This is a genomic window from Serinicoccus sediminis (genome assembly GCF_004153545.1).
Lineage (GTDB): Bacteria > Actinomycetota > Actinomycetes > Actinomycetales > Dermatophilaceae > Ornithinicoccus > Ornithinicoccus sediminis_A.
Map to the genome: position 1 here is coordinate 83146 of NZ_SDVA01000002.1, position 18429 is coordinate 101574.

Consider the following 18429-nt stretch of genomic DNA (forward strand, 5'->3'; position numbering starts at 1 on the left):
CGGTCCAGGCACACCCGAGGGTGCGCCGCCGAGAGGCCCGGACGGCCCTGGTCTCAGGCCTCGGGGGCCAGGAGGTCCTCGCGACCGAACATCGCGGCCGTCTCGCGGGCGGTCGGCTGCCCGGCGTCCGGGCTGGCGCCGTGCTGCAGCAGCACGTCGACGACCTCCGGCTCGCCCTTGAAGACGGCGCCCGCCAGCGGCGACTGACCACGGTCGTTGAGCCGGTCGACGGCCGCCCCGCGGCGGGCCAGCCGGGCGACGGTCCGGGGGTGGCCGTGGTAGGCGGCCAGCATGAGCAGGGTGTTGCCGGCCGGGTCGGTGAGGTCGACCGGCGCACCCGCGTCGACGTAGGCCGCGAGGCGCTCGCCCTCTCCCGCCCGGGCGAGGTCGAAGAGCACGTGCGCGAGGTCGACGACCTCCGGCGCGGGGGTCTCGGGACCGAGCGGGTCGTTCATGCTCGAGAGCCTAGCGCCGACGCGTCGGGGGGTCAGGGGTGGTGGGCGTGCTCGTGGCCGCCGTGCTGCCGCGGCTCCAGCTGGAAGGTCGAGTGCTCCACACTCACGTCGAAGTGCTCCGCCACGCACTCCTGCAGGGCGTCGAGCATCTGCGGTGCGTGGCCGTCCCGGAAGCACCCGTCCTCGACGACCACGTGGGCGCTGAGGACCGGCGTGCCGGTGCCGATCCGGGAGACGTGCAGGTCGTGCACGTCCACGACGTGGTCGACCTCCAGCAGGTGCTCGCGCAGCTCGGGCAGCGACAGCCCCGGGGGGACCGACTCCAGCAGCACGCTGCCCGCCTCGCGCAGGATCGTCACGGCGCGGGGCAGGATGAGCAGCGCGATGAGCGCCCCCGCGACGGCGTCGGCCCGGGTCCACCCCAGCGTCTGGATGAGCACCGCCGAGACGATCACCGCGACCGACCCCAGCGCGTCGAACCCGACCTCGAGGAAGGCCGCCCGCAGGTTGAGGTTGTCCTGCCGTGCGCCGGCGAGGACCAGCAGCGAGACCACGTTGCCCAGCAGGCCCACGACACCGAAGACGAGCAGCAGGCCCCCGGCGACCTGCACGGGCTCGTCCGCCAGCAGCCGGCGGACGCCCTCGACGAGGGCGTACCCGCCGACCCCGAGCAGGACCGCGGCCTGGGCGCCGGCGCCGAGGACCTCCGCACGGGCATACCCCCAGGTGCGCCGCTCGGTGGGCGGCCGCGCCATGAGCCGCGCGGCCGTGAGGGCGATGAGCAGGCCACCGGCGTCGGTGAGCATGTGCCCGGCGTCGACGAGCAGCGCGAGGCTGCCCGTCACGACGGCACCGACGACCTGGGTGACGAGGATGACGGCGGTGACGGCGAAGGCGACGAGGAGCCGGGTCGTGCTCGCCCCGGCACCGTGGTCGTGGCCGTGCCCGCGCCGGTCCGCTCGCCCCGTGCTCATGCCCCGATCGTCCCACCGAGCGCCGCGGATGGTTGCCCCCACCCCGACCGAGCGCCGCGGGTGGTTGCCCCCACCCCGACCGAGCGCCGCGGATGGTTGCCCCCACCCCGACCGAGCGCCGCGGATGGTTGCTCGACCCTCACGCCGGGGAGGAATGAGCGTGGTCCTGCACGCGTTGCCCACCAGAACCCGAGGAGAGAGCTGTGAGCACGCTGGAGCAGGCGCGTCGCGCCGTGTATGACGTCGACCCCACCGTCCGCCAGGAGGCGGCGGTGCACCTGGGGACCTACGGGGACGAGTCGCTGACCCCCGAGCTCGTCGCGCTGCTCGTGGCCGAGCCGGACCTCTTCGTGCGCGAGACGTTGACGTGGGCGGTCGTGCGCCGGCCCGAGGCAGCGCTCCCCCACCTGGTCGACGCGCTGACCGGGGCGCCGGAGGCGAGGGTGCAGGTGCTGCACGCGCTGAGCAAGATCCAGGCCCCGGACGCGGTGCCGCACATCCTGCCCTTCGCCGACGACGCCGACCAGCGGGTGGCGATGAAGGCCTGGTGGGCGCTCGGCCGCACCGGCACGCCCGAGGCGGCGCCCGCGCTCCTGCCCCACCTGGGCCGCGGCGACGAGGAGCGGCGGCGCGAGCTCGCCCGCGCCTTCGAGCAGCTCGGCGACCCGGGGGTGCCCGGGCTGGCGGAGGCGGTGGCCGACGGTGACGAGGCCGTCCGCCGGCACGCCGCCCAGACGCTCGTGCTCGTCGGCGACCCTGCGGCCCGTCCCGCCGCTCCCGCCCTGGCGACGATGGCCGAGACCGATGAGAAGGACAACGCCCTCGTGGCGCTGGAGGCCCTGGCCGCCCTGGACGAGCCGTGCGTCGAGCCGGCCCTGGAGCGGCTGCGCGACGGCGAGGACCGGTTCCGGTCCATGACCGCCCAGTGGCTGCTCGCCGACCGGGCCGAGCGCGGGCTCGGCGGGGCCACGCGGGCGGGCTGACGGCATACCCGTCCGGGGGCGCGGCGACCGGGTGTGTCGGTGACCATCCCTAGGGTGGCGGCATGTACGCGACGGTCGCGGTCCACGGCTACCGCTCGCTGCGGGACGTGGTGCTGCCGCTGGGGCGGCTGACCGTCGTCACCGGGGCCAACGGGTCGGGCAAGAGCAGCCTCTACCGGGCGCTGCGCCTGCTCGGGGCGTGCGGCCGCGGTGACGCGGTGCGGGCGCTCGCGGGCGAGGGCGGCCTGGAGTCGGCGTTGTGGGCCGGCCCCGAGTCGCTCGCGCAGGCGCGGCGCGGCCACGAGGTGCAGGGCACCGTGCGCTCGGGTCCGGTCGCCGTCCGCCTCGGGGTCGGCGGTGCCGGATCCGACCTGTCCTACCTGGTCGACCTCGGCATCCCCGTGCCGGGCAGGTCGGCCTTCGACCGCGACCCCGAGCTGAAGCGGGAGGCCGTGTGGCGCGGACCGGTCATGCGGCCGGCGACCCTGGCCGCCCGGCGCAGGCACCACGCCGTGGAGCTGCGCGACGAGGACGGCCGGTGGGGGAAGGCCCCGGTCTCCGTGCCGCCGTGGTCCAGCATGCTCACCGACGTCGTCGACCCGGTCGAGGCGCCCGAGCTGTGGGCCGTCCGAGAGGAGCTGCGCACGTGGCGGTTCTACGACGGCTTCCGGGTCGACGCCGGGGCGCCGGCCCGGCGGCCGCAGGTCGGCACCCGGACCTGGGCCCTGGCCGAGGACGGAGGCGACCTGGCGGCGGCCCTGCAGACGATCCGCGAGGACTCCGCGGCCGAGCTGGCCACGGCCGTCGAGGACGCCTTCGACGGCGCGAGGCTGAAGGTCGCCGTGACCGACGGCCTCTTCGACGTGGCGCTGCACCAGCCCGGCATGCTGCGGCCGCTGCGCTCCGCCGAGCTGTCCGACGGGACGCTGCGCTACCTGCTGTGGCTCGCAGCCCTGCTCACGCCGGTGCCGCCGCGGCTGCTGGCGCTCAACGAGCCCGAGACGAGCCTGCACCCGAGCCTGGTGCCGGCTCTGGCCCGCGCGGTGGCGCGGGCGTCCCGGCGGGCCCAGGTCGTCGTGGTCACCCACTCGGCGTCCATGGTCGAGGCGCTGGCCGAGGGGGTGCGGGACACCCACGCGCTCGGCGCGGACCCCCGCGACCTCGAGCCCGACCCCGGCGAGGTGCCGGCGATGCGGCTGCACGAGCTGGAGAAGGACCTCGGTGAGACCCGCGTGGTCGGGCAGGGGATGATCACCCGACCCAGCTGGGAGTGGGGGCGCCGCTGAAGGCCGGGCAGAGCTGCAGGTCGATGGCAGGCCCGTCGGAGGCGCGGCTCGTCGACGGGGGCGGGTGCACGACCGGGCCGGCCGTCGTCAGGGGGTGGGGCTGGCGAGCGGGCTGAGCTGCGGCCGCTTCGGCACCCGGCCGTCGCCGGAGCTCTCGCGGCGGATACGGCGACGGAGCCAGGGCCGCAGGTGGTTGGCCACCCACTCCCGGTCGGCCTGCAGCGACTCGATCCGGGTCAGGTGCGGCGCAGGGTCCAGCGGCGTCGTCCAGTCCTCGTCCTGCTCCAGCCCCAGCGTCCACAGCGCCTGCCCCGCGACACGGGTATGCCCCTCGCTGCTGAGGTGGATGCGGTCCGGCGCCCACAAGCGGGCGTCGTGCAGGGCCCGGAGGGTGTAGATGTCGACGACGAAGGCCCCCGTGCGCTGGGCGACGCCCCACAGGTTGGCGGTGTACTCGACCATCCGCGGGTGCACCCGGTTGACCAGCGGGGCCCAGGACACGTCCGGGGCGGTGACGAGCAGCACGTCGGCCCCGGTGTCCCTGAGGTCGACGACGGCCCCCTCGAGGCGCTCCATCACGGCGCGCATCGACACGCGGGGCCGCAGCACGTCGTTGCCGCCTGCGGACAGGGAGACGAGGTCGGGTCGCAGGGCCAGCGCGGCCGGCAGCTGCTCGCTGACGACGGCATCGATGAGACGGCCCCGGATGGCGAGGTTGGCGTAGCCGAAGGGCACCCCCAGCTCGGCGTTGCGGGCGGCCAGAGCGGCAGCGACCCGGTCGGCCCAGCCGACGTAGCGGTCCTCGGTGGGCGCGCTCGGGTCGGGATCGTCCAGGCCCTCGGTGAAGGAGTCCCCCAGGGCCACGAACCGTTCCCACACGCGCGTCTGCGGTGCGTCAGGACGGACGGGCATACCTGCAGCATAAGCAGGCCGGCGCCGCTGCGGGAGACCCGTCGCGCATCCTCTGGGAGGCGGTCGAGCGCCTCGCGCCAGTCGCGTCGGGCACCCGGACACACCGACGCCCGGCCGGCCACGAGGGCCGACCGGGCGTCAGAGAAGAGAGCCTCGGCTCAGGAGACGCGCTCCTTGAGCTTGGAGCCGGCCTTGAACGCCGGGGCCTTGCTCGCGGCGATCTGGATCTCCTCGCCGGTCTGCGGGTTGCGGCCGGTGCGGGCCGAGCGCTCGCGGACCTCGAAGGTGCCGAAGCCGGGGAGGGAGACCTTCTCGCCCTTGGCGAGCTCGGCGGAGATGGCCTCGAGGACGGAGTTGACGACCTTGTCGGCGGCGGCCTGGGTCATGCCCGCCTCGCGCGCGACGGCCTCGACGATAACCTTCTTGCTCATGGGTGACTACCTTTCGTAGAGCCAGTGGATCGGCCACACCGTAGGCAGACGGTCGCGCGTTTTGCCAACTACGAAGCCCGGCGCGTCGCGGAATTCGGGGCCTCGACGGGGTGTCGGAGGGGGTCGCCGGCCCGACCGACGCACCTTCCCCGCCGCCCGCACCTAGGGTCGTGGTCGTGATCCACCCCTACCGCATCGGCAGCATCATCGGTCTCGTCGGCGCCACCGTCTTCGTCCTCGTCAACCGTGGGGCCCTCCCCGGGGCGTGGTCGGCGGCGGCCCTGGTCGGCTACCTCGTCGCGCTGGCGTTCTACGTCTGGGCGGTGTGGGTGCGCCCGGCGTCGAGCCTCCCGGCCGGTCAGCCGCCGCGCCGGTACGCCGGCCTGGTCTACCTCGCCTCGGTGGCCGGCATGCTGCTCGTCTTCGCCCTCGGTCGGCTCGTCCTGGCCCAGGCCGACCGTGAGGAGCTCATGCCCGCCCTGGTGGCCGCGGGCGTGGGCCTGCACCTCGTGCCCTTCGCCGCCGCCTTCCGCGCACCGGTCTTCCTGACCCTGGGGTGGCTGCTGGCGGCCATCGGGCTCGTCGGCCTCCTGGTGGGCTGGCTGGGCGCGGGTGCCGTCGCCGCGGCCGCGGCGGCGGTCGTCGCCGGGGTGGTGATGCTGGTCGTCATGGGTGCCGGCGCGCTCACCGGGGGACGTCGGGCGTGAGGCCCGGTATGCCGTCCGTCCCGTCCGCGGGGGCCCACGGCGGGGACGGGGCGGCCGTGGCGCGGGCGTTGGGTCTGGACCCGGCCGAGCTGCTCGACCTGAGCCAGACGATGAACCCGCTCGCGCCGGCCGTCGCGCCGCTGCTGGCCGGGCACCTGGACGCGCTGGGCCGCTACCCCGACCCTGCTGCGGGGACCCGGGAGCTCGCCGCCGTGCTGGGGGTGGAGCCGGAGCGGGTGCTCCTCACCAACGGTGGCAGCGAGGCGATCCACCTGGTCGCGTCCGAGCTCGGCGGCGGGGTGCGCAGCGAGCCGGACTTCGGCCTCCACCCGCGCTCCCCCGACGGTCCCCGGTGGCGCAGCGACCCGCACAGCCCCAGCGGGGTCCTCGCCGCCTTCGGCGAGCAGGCGGACGTCTGGGACGAGGCGTTCTACGCGTTGGCGACCGGCCGCTGGACCGCGGGACGGGACGGCGCTGCGGCCACGGTCGGCTCGCTCACCAAGACCTTCGCCTGCCCGGGGCTCCGGCTCGGGTACGTCGTCGCCGAACCTGGCCTCGTCGACCGGCTCCGGGCCCGTCAGCCCCACTGGTCGGTGGGCAGCCTCGCCCTCGCCGTCCTGCCCGACCTCCTCGCCGGCGCAGACCTGCCGGGGTGGGCGGACGGCATACGCGCGCTGCGCCGGGAGCTGGTCGACCTTCTCGCCGGGCACGGGTTGGAGGCGGACGCGGCCGACGCGCCCTGGGTCCTCGTGCACCGGGACGGGCTGCGCGAGGCGTTGGCGCCGCACGGCGTCCTCGTCCGCGACTGCACCAGCTTCGGTAGGCCCGGCGTCGCCCGGGTCGCCGTCCCGGGCACCGAGGGGTTGAGCCGCCTCGAGCAGGCCCTGGGTGCCGCCGGCGTCTGAGCGCGCGTCCGGTGCGGGCCGAGCACGCGTCCGGTGCGGGCCGAGCGCGCGTCCGGTGGGGGCTGAGCACGCGTCCGGTGCGGGGTGGGGGGCGGGTGGCGTAGTCTGGCGCGCGTCGTGCAGACGAAGTCCGGTGAGAACCCGGCACTGTCCCGCAACGGTGGAGCCGTCAGGGCGCTGTCCTTCCAGGAGGCGCGTGGCGGCCGAGTCCGGTCGAACTGCCCGATGATCCGACACCACATGCCCTCGAGGACCTAGGGCCGGTTCGGACGGCGGACGCCCGTCCCGTCGCTCGAGCGGAACCTCCCTCGACCGACAGGAGACCTCCATGAGCACCCGTCCCCCCTTCCGCCTGGCCTGCGCCCTCGTGCTCGGCCTCACCCTCGCCGCCTGCGGCGGCGACGGCACCGACAGCGCCTCCGAGGACACCGCCGCCGAGCAGACCGACGACGCGGAGGCCGGCGACGACGACGCCATGACCGACGACGCCGCCGCCACCTCCGACGGCATGGGCGAGATGGCCGACCCGGGCAGCTTCCCGGTCACCGTCGACACCGTCGCCGGCGAGGTCACCATCGAGGAGCAGCCGCAGCGCATCGTCTCCCTCTCCCCCTCGGCCACCGAGATCCTCTTCGCCATCGGCGCCGGCGACCAGGTCGTCGCGGCCGACGCCTTCTCGACCTACCCCGCGGAGGCGCCGACCACCGACCTGTCCGGCTACGAGCCCAACGTCGAGGCCATCGCCGGCTACGAGCCCGACCTCGTGGTCATCTCCGGCGACACCGCCGACCTCACCGCCTCGCTCGAGGCGCTGGACATCCCGGTCATCGACAACCCGGCCCCCACGACGATCGAGGACGGCTGGGACGGCATGGCCATGCTCGGCATCGCCACCGGGCACCCCGACGAGACGGCTGACACCGTCGCCGACCTGCGCCAGCAGGTGGAGGACGCCTTCGCCGACGCCCCCGAGGGCGTGGAAGGGCTGCGGGTCTACCACGAGCTGGACGACACCTTCTTCTCGGCGAGCAGCAACAGCTTCATCGGCGACGTCTACGACCAGTTCGGCGCGGTCAACATCGCCGACGAGGCGGACGCCGACGGCACCGGCTACCCGCAGCTGACCGAGGAGGCCATCATCGAGGCCGACCCGCAGCTCATCGTCATCACCGACCAGGTGTCCTACACCGCGGAGGACGTCGCGAACCGTCCCGGCTGGTCCGAGGTCGCCGCCGTGCAGGACGACAACATCGTCACCGTGTCGGCCGACATCTCCTCCCGCTGGGGCCCGCGCCTGCCGCAGCTCGTGAGCACCCTGGCCGACGCCATGTCGCAGGTGGACGAGCCGGCGAACGGCTGAGACGGCATACCCCGATGACGACCCGCGCCCACGCGCCCACCGACGCGCTCGACGAGGCCGCCGACCGCGCCTTCCGGCTGTCGGTGCCCGCGCTGCTGGGGTGCACGGCCCTGCTGCTCCTCGCGATCCTGGCCTCGGCCACGCAGGGGGCGGCAGGGCTGCCGGTCGAGGGGGTCGTCCGCGCGCTGGTCGGCGCCCTGCCGGGGGTCGACCTGACCCAGACGCTCACCCCCGCCCAGGAGGCGGTCCTCTGGCAGATCCGGCTGCCGCGCACCGTCCTGGCGGCGCTCGTCGGCGCCAGCCTCGCCATGGCAGGGGCCGGCTACCAGGGGGTCTTCCGCAACCCGCTGGCCGACCCCTACCTGCTGGGCGTCTCCGCCGGGGCCGGGCTCGGCGCTGTCCTGGCGCTCGGCTTCGGGCTCGACCTGGCGTGGGGCCCGATCGCGGCCCTGCCGATGGCCGCCTTCGTCGGCGCCGTGCTCGCGGTCACCGGCTCGGTGCTGGTCGCCCGCGGCTCGTTCCGCGACCCGGCGACCCTGCTGCTGGCCGGTGTCGCGATGGCGGCGCTCTTCTCCGCCACGCAGACGTATGCCCTCACCCGGCTCGACGAGACCCGCGCCCGGGAGGTCCTCTCCTGGCTGTTCGGCCGGCTCGCGACGCACGGCTGGGGCCCGGTGACGCTGCTGCTGCCCTACGTGCTGCTCGCGGGGGCGGTGCTGTGGCTGCACGCGCGGCACCTCGACGTGCTGCGCCTCGGCGACGACGAGGCCCGTTCGCTCGGCCTGTCCCCCGCGCGCTCCCGGCTCGTCGTGGTCGCCGCCGCGACGCTCATCACCGCCGCCGCGGTGTCGGTGAGCGGGCTCATCGCCTTCGTCGGGCTCGTCACGCCGCACCTGGTCCGCCTGCTCGTGGGCCACTCCTACCGGCTCATCGTGCCGCTGTCGGCGATCCTCGGCGGGGCCTTCCTCGCCACGGTCGACATCGGTGCCCGCACCCTCGTCGCGCCCGCCGAGCTGCCGGTCGGCGTCATCACCGCCTTCGTCGGCGCCCCCTTCTTCTGCGTCGTCCTGTGGCGCCGGAAGGCCGACTCGTGACCACCCACCGGCTCCACCCCGCGCACGCCCTGCGCACCCGCGACGTGCGGGTCTCGTTCGCGGGCACCGAGGTCGTCGCGGGCATCGACCTGGACCTGCGGGCGGGCGAGTGGCTGGGGCTCATCGGCCCCAACGGCTCGGGCAAGTCGACCTTCCTGCGGTCGCTCGTCCGGCTCGTGCCGCGCACCGGCAGCGTCGAGCGCGGCGACGGCACCCCGCCCGGCCCCACCGACCTCTCGCTCATGCCGCAGTCGCCCGAGCTCCCGCCGGGGATGCCCGTGATGGAGTACGTCCTGCTCGGCCGCACCGCCCACCTCGGCTGGCTCTCGATGGAGTCCCGCGCCGACCGGCGCATCGCCACCGACGTGCTGCGCCGGTTGGGGCTCGCGTCCTTCGCCGGGCGGCCGGTGCGCAGCCTGTCCGGCGGGGAGGCGCAGCGGGTCGTCATCGCGCGCGCCCTGGTGCAGCAGAGCCCGGTGCTGCTGCTGGACGAGCCGACCAGCGCTCTCGACGTGGGCCACCAGGTCGAGGTGCTCGAGCTGGTCGACGAGCTGCGCCGCGAGGACAGCCTGACGGTGGTGGCGGCCATGCACGACCTCGGGATGGCGGCGCGGTACGCCGACCGTCTCCTCCTGCTCGAGCGCGGCGCCCCGGTGGCGCTCGGCACGCCGGACGAGGTCCTCGACGACACCCTGCTCAGCCGGGTCTACCACCACCCGGTCCGGGTCCACCGGCTCGACGGCCACCTGGTGGTGCTCCCGCAGGCGCGGGCATTGCATACCCCGGCGTCGGCGCCCATCCCCCTGCCCGACCGGTCCACCCCGGCCTCACCCCGTTCTGGACAGAGAGATCTGGGCGACGGGTCCCAGAAACCTAGGTCCAGGAAGCTGGGCTCGGCAGGTCCCCACGAGGAGGTCTCATGAGCGAGAACGGCAGCGACGCGCAGACGGGCACGAGCGGCGAGCACGACGAGCCGCGGACGAGGCGGCCCTACGACCGGCGCGAGCTGCGCTCGGCGCCCTCGCTCGTGCTGGTCAACACCGGCCACGGCAAGGGCAAGTCGACCGCCGCCTTCGGGACGCTGCTGCGCAGCCGGGGGCGTGACTGGCCGACGGCGTGCGTGCAGTTCCTCAAGTCCGGGAAGTGGCGGACCGGGGAGGAGGCGATGCTGCGCCAGCTGGGGGTCGAGTGGTTCAGCGCGGGCGACGGCTTCTCCTGGGACAGCACCGACCTCGACGAGAGCCGGGCCAAGGCGGTCGCGGCGTGGGACTTCAGCGCCGGGCTCATCGCCGCGGGCGAGCACCGGATGGTCATGCTCGACGAGATCTCCTACCCGATGAACTGGGGGTGGATCGAGGTCGACGCCGTCGTGCAGGCGCTGCGCGACCGGCCGCAGGACGTCAGCGTCTTCCTCACCGGCCGGGAGATGCCGCAGCCGGTCGTCGACGTGGCCGACACGGTGACCGAGATGGTGGCGGTCAAGCACGCCTTCCAGCAGGGGATCCGGGCGCGCCGCGGGATCGACTACTAGGTGGGCGCGCTGCTCGTCGCCGGTGCCACGAGCGGCGCCGGCAAGTCCACGGTCACGGCGGCACTCTGCCGCGCCCTGGCCCGCCGCGGCGTGGACGTCGCGCCGTTCAAGGCGCAGAACATGTCCAACCACAGCGCCGTGACCCCGGACGGCGGCGAGATCGGCCGGGCGCAGGCGATGCAGGCGCTGGCCGCGCGGGTCGAGACCGACCGCCGCATGGGGCCGGTGCTGCTCAAGCCCGCCGGCATGCGCTCGCACGTCGTCGTGCTCGGCGAGGAGGTCGCCGTCGACGACGCGGTGGGGTATGGCGCCCGTGCCCGTTCCCTGCGGCCGACCGTCTTGGCGGCGCTCACCTCGCTGCGGCGCGAGCACGCGGTCGTCGTCGCCGAGGGCGCCGGCGGGGCGGCGGAGACGAACCTGCTCGACCGTGACGTCGTCAACCTGCCGCTGGCCGCGGCCGCCGGGATGCCTGCGGTGCTCGTGGTCGACATCGACCGGGGTGGCGCGTTCGCCGCGGCCTACGGCACCTGGGCGCTGCTGCCGGAGCGGCTGCGCTCCTGCCTGCGGGGGGTGGTCCTCAACGGGATGCGCGGCGACGTCTCCCTCCTGGAGCCGGCGGTGCGCGACCTCGAGGCGCGCACCGGCATCTCCGTCCTCGGCGTGCTGCCCCATCTCGGCGAGCACCTCATGCTGGGCGTCGAGGACTCGTTGGACCTGCGTGCAGCCGGTCGGCCCTCGCCCGAGGAGGGGCCGGGCGAGGGTCGGCCGCTGCGCGTGGGGGTGGTCGCGCTGCCGCACCTGGCCAACCCGTCCGACCTGGACCCGCTCGTCCTCGAGCCCTCCGTCGAGCTGCGGTGGGCCTCGCGCCCCGGCGACCTGCTGGACGTCGACCTTGTGCTGCTGCCCGGCACCCGGTCCACGCTCGCCGACCTGGCCTGGCTGCGGGAGCGCGGCCTCGCCGACGCCGTCGTGCGGCTGGCCCGGGAGGAGGACGGGCCGCACGTGCTCGGGATCTGCGGGGGCTACCAGATGCTCGGGACGCAGATCGAGGACGACGGGATCGAGGCCGCGTCCACCCACCCCGACCGAGCGCCGGATGTGGTTGCTTCCGCGGCCGGGGTCGTGCCCGGCCTGGGTCTGCTGCCCGTGTCGACCCGTTTCGCCCGGCCCAAGGTGGTGCGCCGGGTGGCCGGCAGGGTCGCGGGCGGGTCCTCGGTGGTCTCCGGCTACCAGATCCACCTCGGCCGGGTGACCCCGCACGAGGGCGCCGCGCCCTGGCTGGACCTCGACGGCATCGGCGACGAGGGGTGCCTCACCCCGGACCACCGGGTGCGCGGCACGACGGTGCACGGTGTGCTCGACGAGGACGGGCTGCGGCACGCCCTGCTCGGCGCGGTCGCCGCCGTCCGCGGGCGGGACGTCCGCCCGTCGCCGGTGCCCTACGCCCACGCCCTCGACGCGCACCTGGAGCATCTCGCCGACTGGGTCGAGGCGCATCTCGACATCGACGCCGTGCTGGCGCTGGCCGGGGAGGCCTGGCCGGTCGGGCAGGAGCCGGGCTGGTGAGCGCCGCCGGGGCAGGCGCCGACGGGCCCGGCTGCCGCGTCGAGGACGCCGCGCGGGCGCTCGTCTGGGACGTGCCACCCGGCTGGCTCGCCCTGAGCTCGGCGGCGGTCGGCGGCGGGCTGGTGCGGGCGCGGTGGGTGACCAACCTCATGGTGGACGACGGCTTCGACCGCGTGGACCTCGAGGCGTATGCCGACGAGCGGGCCGGCGAGCTCGGGCTGACCGGTCCGGGGACGACCCTGCTGACGGCGGCGGACGTCCGGCAGGTCGAGCACGCCGAGGTGGAGGGGGTGCGGTGCTGGGCCACCGTGGGGGTGACCAAACCCACCTGGGCGGCCGCGCCCGCGTGGGCGGCGGACACCATGCGCGAGGATCGCCTCCCACGACCGGACGAGCCCGACCAGGGCCGGCGCCGCACCGCCGGCACACGTCGACCCGGCGATCCCGGTGCGGCGGCACCACCCCCGGGGACGATCAACATCGTCGTCGCGCTGCCGGCGGCGCTCAGCACCTCGGCGCTGGTGCAGGCCGTCGGGACCATCACCGAGGCCAAGGCCCAGGTCCTGGTGCACGCCGGGGTGCCGGGCACGGGCACCGCCAGCGACGCCGTCGTGGTCCTGTGCCCGGAGGGGGGCCTCGGCAGTCCCGACGGGCCGGCCGAGGCGTTCGCCGGCGTGCGCTCCGTCTGGGGGCAGCGGGTCGCCCGGGCCGTCTACGCCGCGGTGGCGGCCGGACTGGCGGCGCACCCCTGGCGGCCGGACGACGGTGCCGGGGTGGTGTGGTGAGCGACGCCGCCAGCAGACTCGCGCGCCGCGGTCGCGGCGTCGCGGCCGGGCTGCTCCTGGACCGGGCCCTCGGCGAGCCACCGGACGCCTGGCACCCGGTGGCGTGGTTCGGGAGCACCATGGGCCGGGTCGAGCGCGCCACCTACGCCGACCGCCGCGCCGCCGGGGCACGGTATGCGCTCGCCGGCGCCGGCCTCGGCGCCCTCGCCGGTGCCGTCCTGACCCCGCTCGGGCCGGCCGGTCTGGCGACCGCGGTGGGGGTGGCCAGCGCCGGGCGGATGCTGCGGCATACCTCGACCCAGATCGAGGCGCTCCTGACCGCCGGTGACCTCGAGGGCGCACGGGAGCGCCTGCCGTGGCTCGTCGGCCGCGACCCCAGCGGCCTCGACGAGGCCGGGGTCAGCGCCGCCGTCGTCGAGTCGCTCGCCGAGAACACCGTCGACGCCGTCGTCGCGCCGGCCTTCTGGGGGCTGGTCGCCGGAGCGCCCGGTGTCCTGGTGCACCGCGCCGTCAACACGATGGACGCGATGGTCGGGCACCGCAGCCCCCGGTATGCCCGGTTCGGCACCGTCGCCGCGCGGGCCGACGACGTCATGGCGTGGGTGCCGGCGCGGCTCCTCGCCGGTCTGGTGGCCCTGGACACCGGGCTCGGCGCCGGCTTCCGTCGGCCGGGGCCGCGACAGCCCTCCGCGCGCAGCGTCCTGGCGACGGTGCGGCAGGACGCACCAGCGCACCCTTCTCCCAACGCCGGCGTCGCCGAGAGCGCGGTCGCGGCGGCGCTGGGCGTCGAGCTCGGCGGCCCGCTGGTGTATGCCGGCCACCTCGAGGACCGACCGACGCTCGGCTCCGGCCCTCGCCCGGGTCCGGCGGACATCGCCCGGGCGCGCCGGCTCGTCGACCGGGTGGAGGGTGCCCTCGTCGTCGCCGGCGTGGCACTGTGGGTGGCGAACCGTGGCCGAGCCTCGACGAGGAGACCCCGATGACGCTCACCTTCCTCACCGGTGGCGCACGCAGCGGCAAGTCGGCCCTCGCCGTCCGTCGCGCCCGGCGCAGCGGCCGCCCGGTGGTCTTCGTCGCCACCGGCCAGGCCGGTGACGACGAGATGGCCGACCGCATCGCCCGCCACCAGGCCGAGCGCCCCGAGGGGTGGGCCACGGTCGAGGCGCCGATCGACCTGGTCGGGGCGTGCGCGGCCCTCGAGCCGGGGGCCTGCGTCGTCGTGGACTGCCTGAGCCTCTGGGTCTCCAACCTCATGGAGCACGGGGACGACGAGCCGGCCACCCTCGACCGGGCACGGGCGCTGGCGGGGTGGGCGACGGCATACCGGGGCAGCGTCGTCGTCGTGACCAACGAGGTCGGCCTCGGGATCGTCCCCATGCACCCCGTGTCGAGGGGATACCGTGACCGTCTGGGTCGGGTCAACGCCGTCCTGGCCCGGGAGGCCGATCTGGCCCAGCTCGTCGTGGCCGGACGCACCCTGACCCTCGACCCGCAGGAGGACTGACCCCATGGCCGACACCGAGCAGAGCGCCGACCGCGCCCTGATCGAGCGCACCATCGCGGCGATCGGGGGCCCGGACCACGAGAGCTCGGCCGCCGTCGCCCGCGCCTTCGACGGCAAGGTCAAGCCGCTGCGCAGCCTCGGGCAGCTCGAGACCCTCGCCGCGCGCGTCGCGGGCATCCAGCGGACCACCACCCCCCGGGTCGACTCCCCGGTCGTCCTCGTCTGCGCCGCCGACCACGGGATCGCGCGGACCGGCGTCAGCGCCTACCCGCAGGAGGTCACCGCGCAGATGCTCGCCGCCTTCGCCGGCGGGCGCGCGGCCGTCTCGATCCTCGCGCACCAGGCCGACGCACAGCTCGTCGTCGCCGACCTCGGCGTCGTCGAGCCGCCGCAGCTGCACCCCACCCACGCGTATGCCCCGGTGCTGGACCGGCGGGTCCGCGCCGGGACCGACAACAGCGCCGAGGGGCCGGCGATGACCCGCGCCGAGGCCGAGCAGGCGGTCGCGACGGGCATCCGGCTGGCCGAGGAGCTCATCCAGGGCGGCGCCGACCTCATCGCCCTGGGCGAGATGGGCATCGGCAGCACGACCACCGCCAGCGTGCTCACCTCCGCCATCCTCGACCGCGACCCGGCGCGCGTCGTCGGCGCGGGCACGGGCGTCGAGGGGGAGGCGCTGGCGCACAAGGTCGAGATGGTCGACGCCGTCCTCGCCCGCCACGAGGACGTCGAGGCCCCCTGGGACGTGCTGGCCGCCATGGGCGGCCTGGAGATCGCCGCGCTGGCCGGGGTGGCGCTGGGGTGCGCGGCGCACCGGGTGCCGGCCCTGCTCGACGGCTTCATCAGCACCGCGGGGGCCCTCGTGGCCTGGCGGCTGGCCCCGGCCGCCGCCGACGCGATGATCGCGGCGCACCGCTCGACCGAGCCGGGCCACAGCATGCAGCTGCAGGAGATGGGGCTCACCCCGCTGCTCGACCTGGAGATGCGGCTCGGTGAGGCCAGCGGCGCGGCCCTGGCCATCCCGCTCATCCGCTCGAGCCTCGCGCTGCTGCAGGACATGGGCGAGCTCGCCGACCTCGGGCAGGACGACGCCGGGCCCGACGACGCGCCGACGCACGGTGCGCCCGACGCCGCACCGCGGCACAGTGCAGGCGACGACGCGCCGCCCCACGGCGGCTGACCACCGATGATCGGCAGGTTGCGGGATGCGACGAGCTTCCTCACCCGGGTGCCGGTGCCGGCGCGTCAGGGCTTCGACCTGGCCGGGGCGGCGTGGGCCTTCCCGGTCGTGGGGGCAGGCGTCGGTGCGCTGGTGGGTCTCGTCGCGTGGTCCGGCCACCTGCTGCTGCCGACCCTCGTGGCGGCGACCCTCGCCGTGCTCGCCGAGGTCGTGCTGACCGGGGCGTTGCACCTGGACGGCCTGGCGGACTGCGCCGACGGGTGCGGCGGGCACGACCGGGCCACCCGGCTGCGGATCATGAAGGACCACGCGGTCGGGGTCTACGGCGCCGCGGCGGTCGTGCTGGCCCTGCTCCTGCAGGTCGCCGTGATCGACGCGCTGCTCGGGGCGATCGACGGGTGGGGGGTCGTCGCGGTGCTCGCCTCGGTCGGCGCGCTGTCCCGCTCGGCCATGCTCACCGTGGCGCTGCGGCTGCCGTCGGCCAGACCCGAGGGGACGGCGGGCACGCTGGTGCGGGGGCTGCTGCCCGGTCAGGTGCTGGTCGCCGCCGGCCTGGGCTCGGTGTCGACGTTGCTGATCTGGCCGGTGGGGGTGTGGGTCGCCGTCGGCGTCCTGCTCGCCGCCTTCGTCGCCCCGGTGCTCGTCGAGGTGTGGGCGGACCGGATGCTGGGCGGGGCCACCGGCGACGTGCTGGGGGCCACGGCGGTGATCACCCAGGTGGCCGGGCTGCTCGCCGCGCTGGCGGTCCTGGGCTGAGCCTGGCCGGCACGGCATACATTGGCGGCGTGAGCACTCCCCAGTTCGGCCAGCACCCGGCCCCGCTGCGCACCATCGCGCACGTCAGCGACACGCACCTGCTCGCCGACGGAGCGCCCCAGTTCGGCGCGATCGACACCACGGCCCACGCCCGGGAGGCCCTGCAGCGGCTCACCCGGCTCGACCCGGCGCCCGACGCGATCGTCGTCACCGGCGACCTGGCCGACCAGGGCGAACCCGGGGCGTACCGAGAGCTGCGGGCGATGACGGAGCCGCTCGCGACCGACCTCGGCGCGCAGGTCGTGTGGGTCATGGGCAACCACGACGAGCGCCCGGCCTACGCCGCCGAGCTCTTCGGCCGCGAGGCGGGGGTCGACGAGCCGCAGGACGCGGTCTACGACGTCGGCGGGCTGCGGGTGGTCTCGCTGGACACGACGGTGCCCGGCTACCACCACGGCGAGCTGCGCGAGGAGCAGCTGCGCTGGCTGGCCGAGGTGCTCGCCACCCCGGCCGAGCACGGCACGATCCTGGCGCTGCACCACCCGCCGATCCCGGTGCCCATGGTGCCGGCCGCCTCCATCATCGAGCTGCTCGACCAGGACCGGCTGGCCGCCGTGCTCGAGGGCACCGACGTCGTCAGCATCCTCGGCGGCCACTTCCACTTCTCCTCCCACTCGACCTTCGCCGGGATCCCCGTGAGTGTCGCGGCGGCGACGTGCTACCTCGAGGACCCGGCGCCGCTCGGCCGCTTCACCTCGGCGGTCGACGCGCACCAGTCGGTCAACGTCGTGCACGTGTATGCCGACCGCGTCGTCCACACGGTCGTCCCCGTCGCGCAGGCGCCCGAGGTCAAGGGCCACCCGGCCGAGGTGGTCGAGCAGCTGGCGGCGATGAGCCCGGAGCAGCGGCGCGAGCTGATCTCCCGCAAGGGCACGCGCAGCACCGAGGGCTGACCTGCGGGCCGGACGCGGCGGCGGTCCGGTCGACGGCGTGCACCGATCACGCGACCTAGGGTGGGCCGGTGCCCGACCTCATCCCCGCCGCCTTCGCCGACCTCGTCCGCGACCGGCCTGCCGACGAGGTGCTCGCCGGGCTGCCCGACCGGGCCGGGCTGCCCCGCGCCGTCGACGGAGCGACGTGGCTCGACGGCCTGCCCGGTCTGGTCGACCGGCTGCTGCACGACTGGCGGCTGACGACCACCGGGGCCAGCCGGCACGGTGAGCGCGCGCTGGTGGTGCCGGTGCGACGGCATACCGGTGAGACGGCCGTGCTCAAGGTGACCTGGCCGCACGCGGAGGCCCGGCACGAGCACCTCGCGCTGCGCGCCTGGGACGGGCGGGGCGCGGTGCGGCTGCTCGCCGCCGAGCCGGTCTCGGGCACGCTGCTGCTCGAGCAGCTGGACGCCGACCGGTGCCTGCGCGAGCGGCCGCTGCTCGAGGCGTGCGAGGTCGTCGGCCTGCTCATGCGCCAGCTCGACCGGCCGGCCCCAGCACGCATCGACACGGTGGCGACGAAGGCGGAGCGGTGGGCCGAGCAGCTCGCCCGCCCCACGCCCAGCGTGCCGCGCCGGCTCACCGAGCAGGCTGCCTCGACGCTCCCCGACCTGCTGGCCGACCCACCCACACCGTCCCTCGTGCACGAGGACCTGCACGACCTCAACGTGCTCGCACCGCTCTCCGGCTTCGCGGACCGGGGCGACTGGCTGGCGATCGACCCCAAACCGGTCGCCGGGGAGTGGGAGTATGCCGTCGCCCCGGTCGTCTGGAACCGCGCCGAGGAGGCGACCCGGGCCAGCAACCTGCGCACCCACGCCCGGCTGCGGGCCGATGTCGTCGCCGAGGCCGCCGGGCTCGACGAGGACCGGGTGCGGGCCTGGACCTTCGTCCGGCTGGTGCTCAACGCGGTGTGGGCGGCCCCCTTCGCGCCCGCGTCCGACGACTTCAGGGCGCGGATGATCGCGCTGGCGAAGGCCTTCACCGACTGAGCGGCGACGCCGCAAC

The 18429-nt window shown here is 75.6% G+C and carries 20 protein-coding genes; 16 read left to right on the forward strand and 4 right to left on the reverse strand.

All coding sequences use genetic code 11. The features are described from left to right. Positions 1-53: 53 nt before the first annotated feature. Together EUS26_RS02865 and EUS26_RS02870 are read right to left on the reverse strand one after the other, a co-directional pair. Positions 54-455 carry an ankyrin repeat domain-containing protein gene (locus EUS26_RS02865; RefSeq protein WP_130011675.1) on the reverse strand — a complete coding sequence of 134 codons (402 nt, stop codon included), beginning with the start codon at positions 453-455 and terminating at the stop codon, positions 54-56. A gap of 32 nt (positions 456-487) precedes the next feature. Next, positions 488-1429 carry a cation diffusion facilitator family transporter gene (locus EUS26_RS02870; protein ID WP_130011676.1) on the reverse strand — a complete coding sequence of 314 codons (942 nt, stop codon included), beginning with the start codon at positions 1427-1429 and terminating at the stop codon, positions 488-490. 203 nt (positions 1430-1632) lie between these two features. Here EUS26_RS02870 and EUS26_RS02875 point away from each other — a divergent pair, with 203 nt between their 5' ends. Then, complete coding sequence (locus EUS26_RS02875; protein WP_130011677.1) at positions 1633-2412, forward strand: HEAT repeat domain-containing protein; 780 nt, start codon at positions 1633-1635, stop codon at positions 2410-2412. A 62-nt stretch (positions 2413-2474) separates the two neighbouring features. Then, positions 2475-3698 (forward strand): AAA family ATPase, encoded by a 1224-nt coding sequence (locus EUS26_RS02880; protein WP_130011678.1) that lies wholly within the window; start codon positions 2475-2477, stop codon positions 3696-3698. Between the two features lie 87 nt (positions 3699-3785). Here the strand turns inward: EUS26_RS02880 and EUS26_RS02885 are convergent, their stop codons facing one another. Both EUS26_RS02885 and EUS26_RS02890 read right to left on the reverse strand, forming a co-directional pair. Then, positions 3786-4610 carry an SGNH/GDSL hydrolase family protein gene (locus tag EUS26_RS02885; RefSeq protein ID WP_130011679.1) on the reverse strand — a complete coding sequence of 275 codons (825 nt, stop codon included), beginning with the start codon at positions 4608-4610 and terminating at the stop codon, positions 3786-3788. A 158-nt stretch (positions 4611-4768) separates the two neighbouring features. Further along, the gene (locus tag EUS26_RS02890; RefSeq protein ID WP_058892695.1) at positions 4769-5041 is read right to left on the reverse strand and encodes an HU family DNA-binding protein; all 273 of its coding nucleotides are present in this window, start codon (positions 5039-5041) and stop codon (positions 4769-4771) included. Between the two features lie 176 nt (positions 5042-5217). Between EUS26_RS02890 and EUS26_RS02895 the strand changes: the two genes are divergently transcribed. From EUS26_RS02895 to EUS26_RS02960, 14 genes are all read left to right on the forward strand, one after another. After that, entirely contained in the window at positions 5218-5748 is a 531-nt protein-coding gene (locus EUS26_RS02895; protein WP_130011680.1) for a hypothetical protein, read from the forward strand. Positions 5749-5756: 8 nt separating this feature from the next. Continuing rightward, entirely contained in the window at positions 5757-6653 is an 897-nt protein-coding gene (locus EUS26_RS02900; protein ID WP_130011681.1) for an aminotransferase class I/II-fold pyridoxal phosphate-dependent enzyme, read from the forward strand. Between the two features lie 328 nt (positions 6654-6981). After that, positions 6982-8013: an ABC transporter substrate-binding protein gene (locus tag EUS26_RS02905; protein WP_130011682.1), complete on the forward strand. Its 1032-nt coding sequence runs from the start codon at positions 6982-6984 to the stop codon at positions 8011-8013. A 14-nt stretch (positions 8014-8027) separates the two neighbouring features. After that, on the forward strand, positions 8028-9107 hold the full coding sequence (locus tag EUS26_RS02910) for a FecCD family ABC transporter permease (protein WP_130011683.1): 1080 nt from the start codon (positions 8028-8030) through the stop codon (positions 9105-9107). Continuing rightward, positions 9104-10030 (forward strand): ABC transporter ATP-binding protein, encoded by a 927-nt coding sequence (locus tag EUS26_RS02915; protein ID WP_238148786.1) that lies wholly within the window; start codon positions 9104-9106, stop codon positions 10028-10030. Before EUS26_RS02910 ends, EUS26_RS02915 begins: the two co-directional genes overlap by 4 nt. Beyond that, complete coding sequence (cobO, locus tag EUS26_RS02920; RefSeq protein ID WP_130011684.1) at positions 10027-10638, forward strand: cob(I)yrinic acid a,c-diamide adenosyltransferase; 612 nt, start codon at positions 10027-10029, stop codon at positions 10636-10638. Before EUS26_RS02915 ends, cobO begins: the two co-directional genes overlap by 4 nt. After that, entirely contained in the window at positions 10639-12204 is a 1566-nt protein-coding gene (locus EUS26_RS02925) for a cobyric acid synthase (RefSeq protein WP_130011685.1), read from the forward strand. Further along, positions 12201-12989, forward strand: a complete 789-nt coding sequence (locus tag EUS26_RS02930) for an adenosylcobinamide amidohydrolase (RefSeq protein WP_130011686.1) — start codon at positions 12201-12203, stop codon at positions 12987-12989. Before EUS26_RS02925 ends, EUS26_RS02930 begins: the two co-directional genes overlap by 4 nt. Beyond that, positions 12986-13972, forward strand: coding sequence for an adenosylcobinamide-phosphate synthase CbiB (gene cbiB, locus EUS26_RS02935; RefSeq protein ID WP_130011687.1), 987 nt, complete (start codon positions 12986-12988; stop codon positions 13970-13972). The genes EUS26_RS02930 and cbiB overlap by 4 nt, the downstream gene beginning before the upstream one ends. Then, positions 13969-14493 (forward strand): bifunctional adenosylcobinamide kinase/adenosylcobinamide-phosphate guanylyltransferase, encoded by a 525-nt coding sequence (gene cobU, locus EUS26_RS02940; protein WP_130011688.1) that lies wholly within the window; start codon positions 13969-13971, stop codon positions 14491-14493. Before cbiB ends, cobU begins: the two co-directional genes overlap by 4 nt. Before the next feature lie 4 nt (positions 14494-14497). Further along, entirely contained in the window at positions 14498-15673 is a 1176-nt protein-coding gene (gene cobT / locus EUS26_RS02945) for a nicotinate-nucleotide--dimethylbenzimidazole phosphoribosyltransferase (RefSeq protein ID WP_130011689.1), read from the forward strand. 18 nt (positions 15674-15691) lie between these two features. Continuing rightward, a complete protein-coding gene (gene cobS / locus EUS26_RS02950; protein WP_165368484.1) occupies positions 15692-16429 on the forward strand; it encodes an adenosylcobinamide-GDP ribazoletransferase in 738 nt (245 codons plus the stop codon). Between the two features lie 29 nt (positions 16430-16458). Further along, positions 16459-17382, forward strand: a complete 924-nt coding sequence (locus EUS26_RS02955) for a phosphodiesterase (RefSeq protein WP_130011691.1) — start codon at positions 16459-16461, stop codon at positions 17380-17382. A gap of 68 nt (positions 17383-17450) precedes the next feature. Beyond that, entirely contained in the window at positions 17451-18413 is a 963-nt protein-coding gene (locus EUS26_RS02960) for an aminoglycoside phosphotransferase family protein (protein WP_130011692.1), read from the forward strand. Positions 18414-18429: the final 16 nt, after the last annotated feature.

Bases quoted from the DNA above. Each gene is read 5' to 3' on its own strand.
- EUS26_RS02865 (WP_130011675.1), bottom strand. From the start codon at position 455: ATGAACGACCCGCTCGGTCCCGAGACCCCCGCGCCGGAGGTCGTCGAC.
- EUS26_RS02870 (WP_130011676.1), bottom strand. From the start codon at position 1,429: ATGAGCACGGGGCGAGCGGACCGGCGCGGGCACGGCCACGACCACGGT.
- EUS26_RS02880 (WP_130011678.1), top strand. From the start codon at position 2,475: ATGTACGCGACGGTCGCGGTCCACGGCTACCGCTCGCTGCGGGACGTG.
- EUS26_RS02885 (WP_130011679.1), bottom strand. From the start codon at position 4,610: ATGCCCGTCCGTCCTGACGCACCGCAGACGCGCGTGTGGGAACGGTTC.
- EUS26_RS02890 (WP_058892695.1), bottom strand. From the start codon at position 5,041: ATGAGCAAGAAGGTTATCGTCGAGGCCGTCGCGCGCGAGGCGGGCATG.
- EUS26_RS02900 (WP_130011681.1), top strand. From the start codon at position 5,757: ATGCCGTCCGTCCCGTCCGCGGGGGCCCACGGCGGGGACGGGGCGGCC.
- EUS26_RS02905 (WP_130011682.1), top strand. From the start codon at position 6,982: ATGAGCACCCGTCCCCCCTTCCGCCTGGCCTGCGCCCTCGTGCTCGGC.
- EUS26_RS02910 (WP_130011683.1), top strand. From the start codon at position 8,028: ATGACGACCCGCGCCCACGCGCCCACCGACGCGCTCGACGAGGCCGCC.
- cobO (WP_130011684.1), top strand. From the start codon at position 10,027: ATGAGCGAGAACGGCAGCGACGCGCAGACGGGCACGAGCGGCGAGCAC.
- cobU (WP_130011688.1), top strand. From the start codon at position 13,969: ATGACGCTCACCTTCCTCACCGGTGGCGCACGCAGCGGCAAGTCGGCC.
- cobT (WP_130011689.1), top strand. From the start codon at position 14,498: ATGGCCGACACCGAGCAGAGCGCCGACCGCGCCCTGATCGAGCGCACC.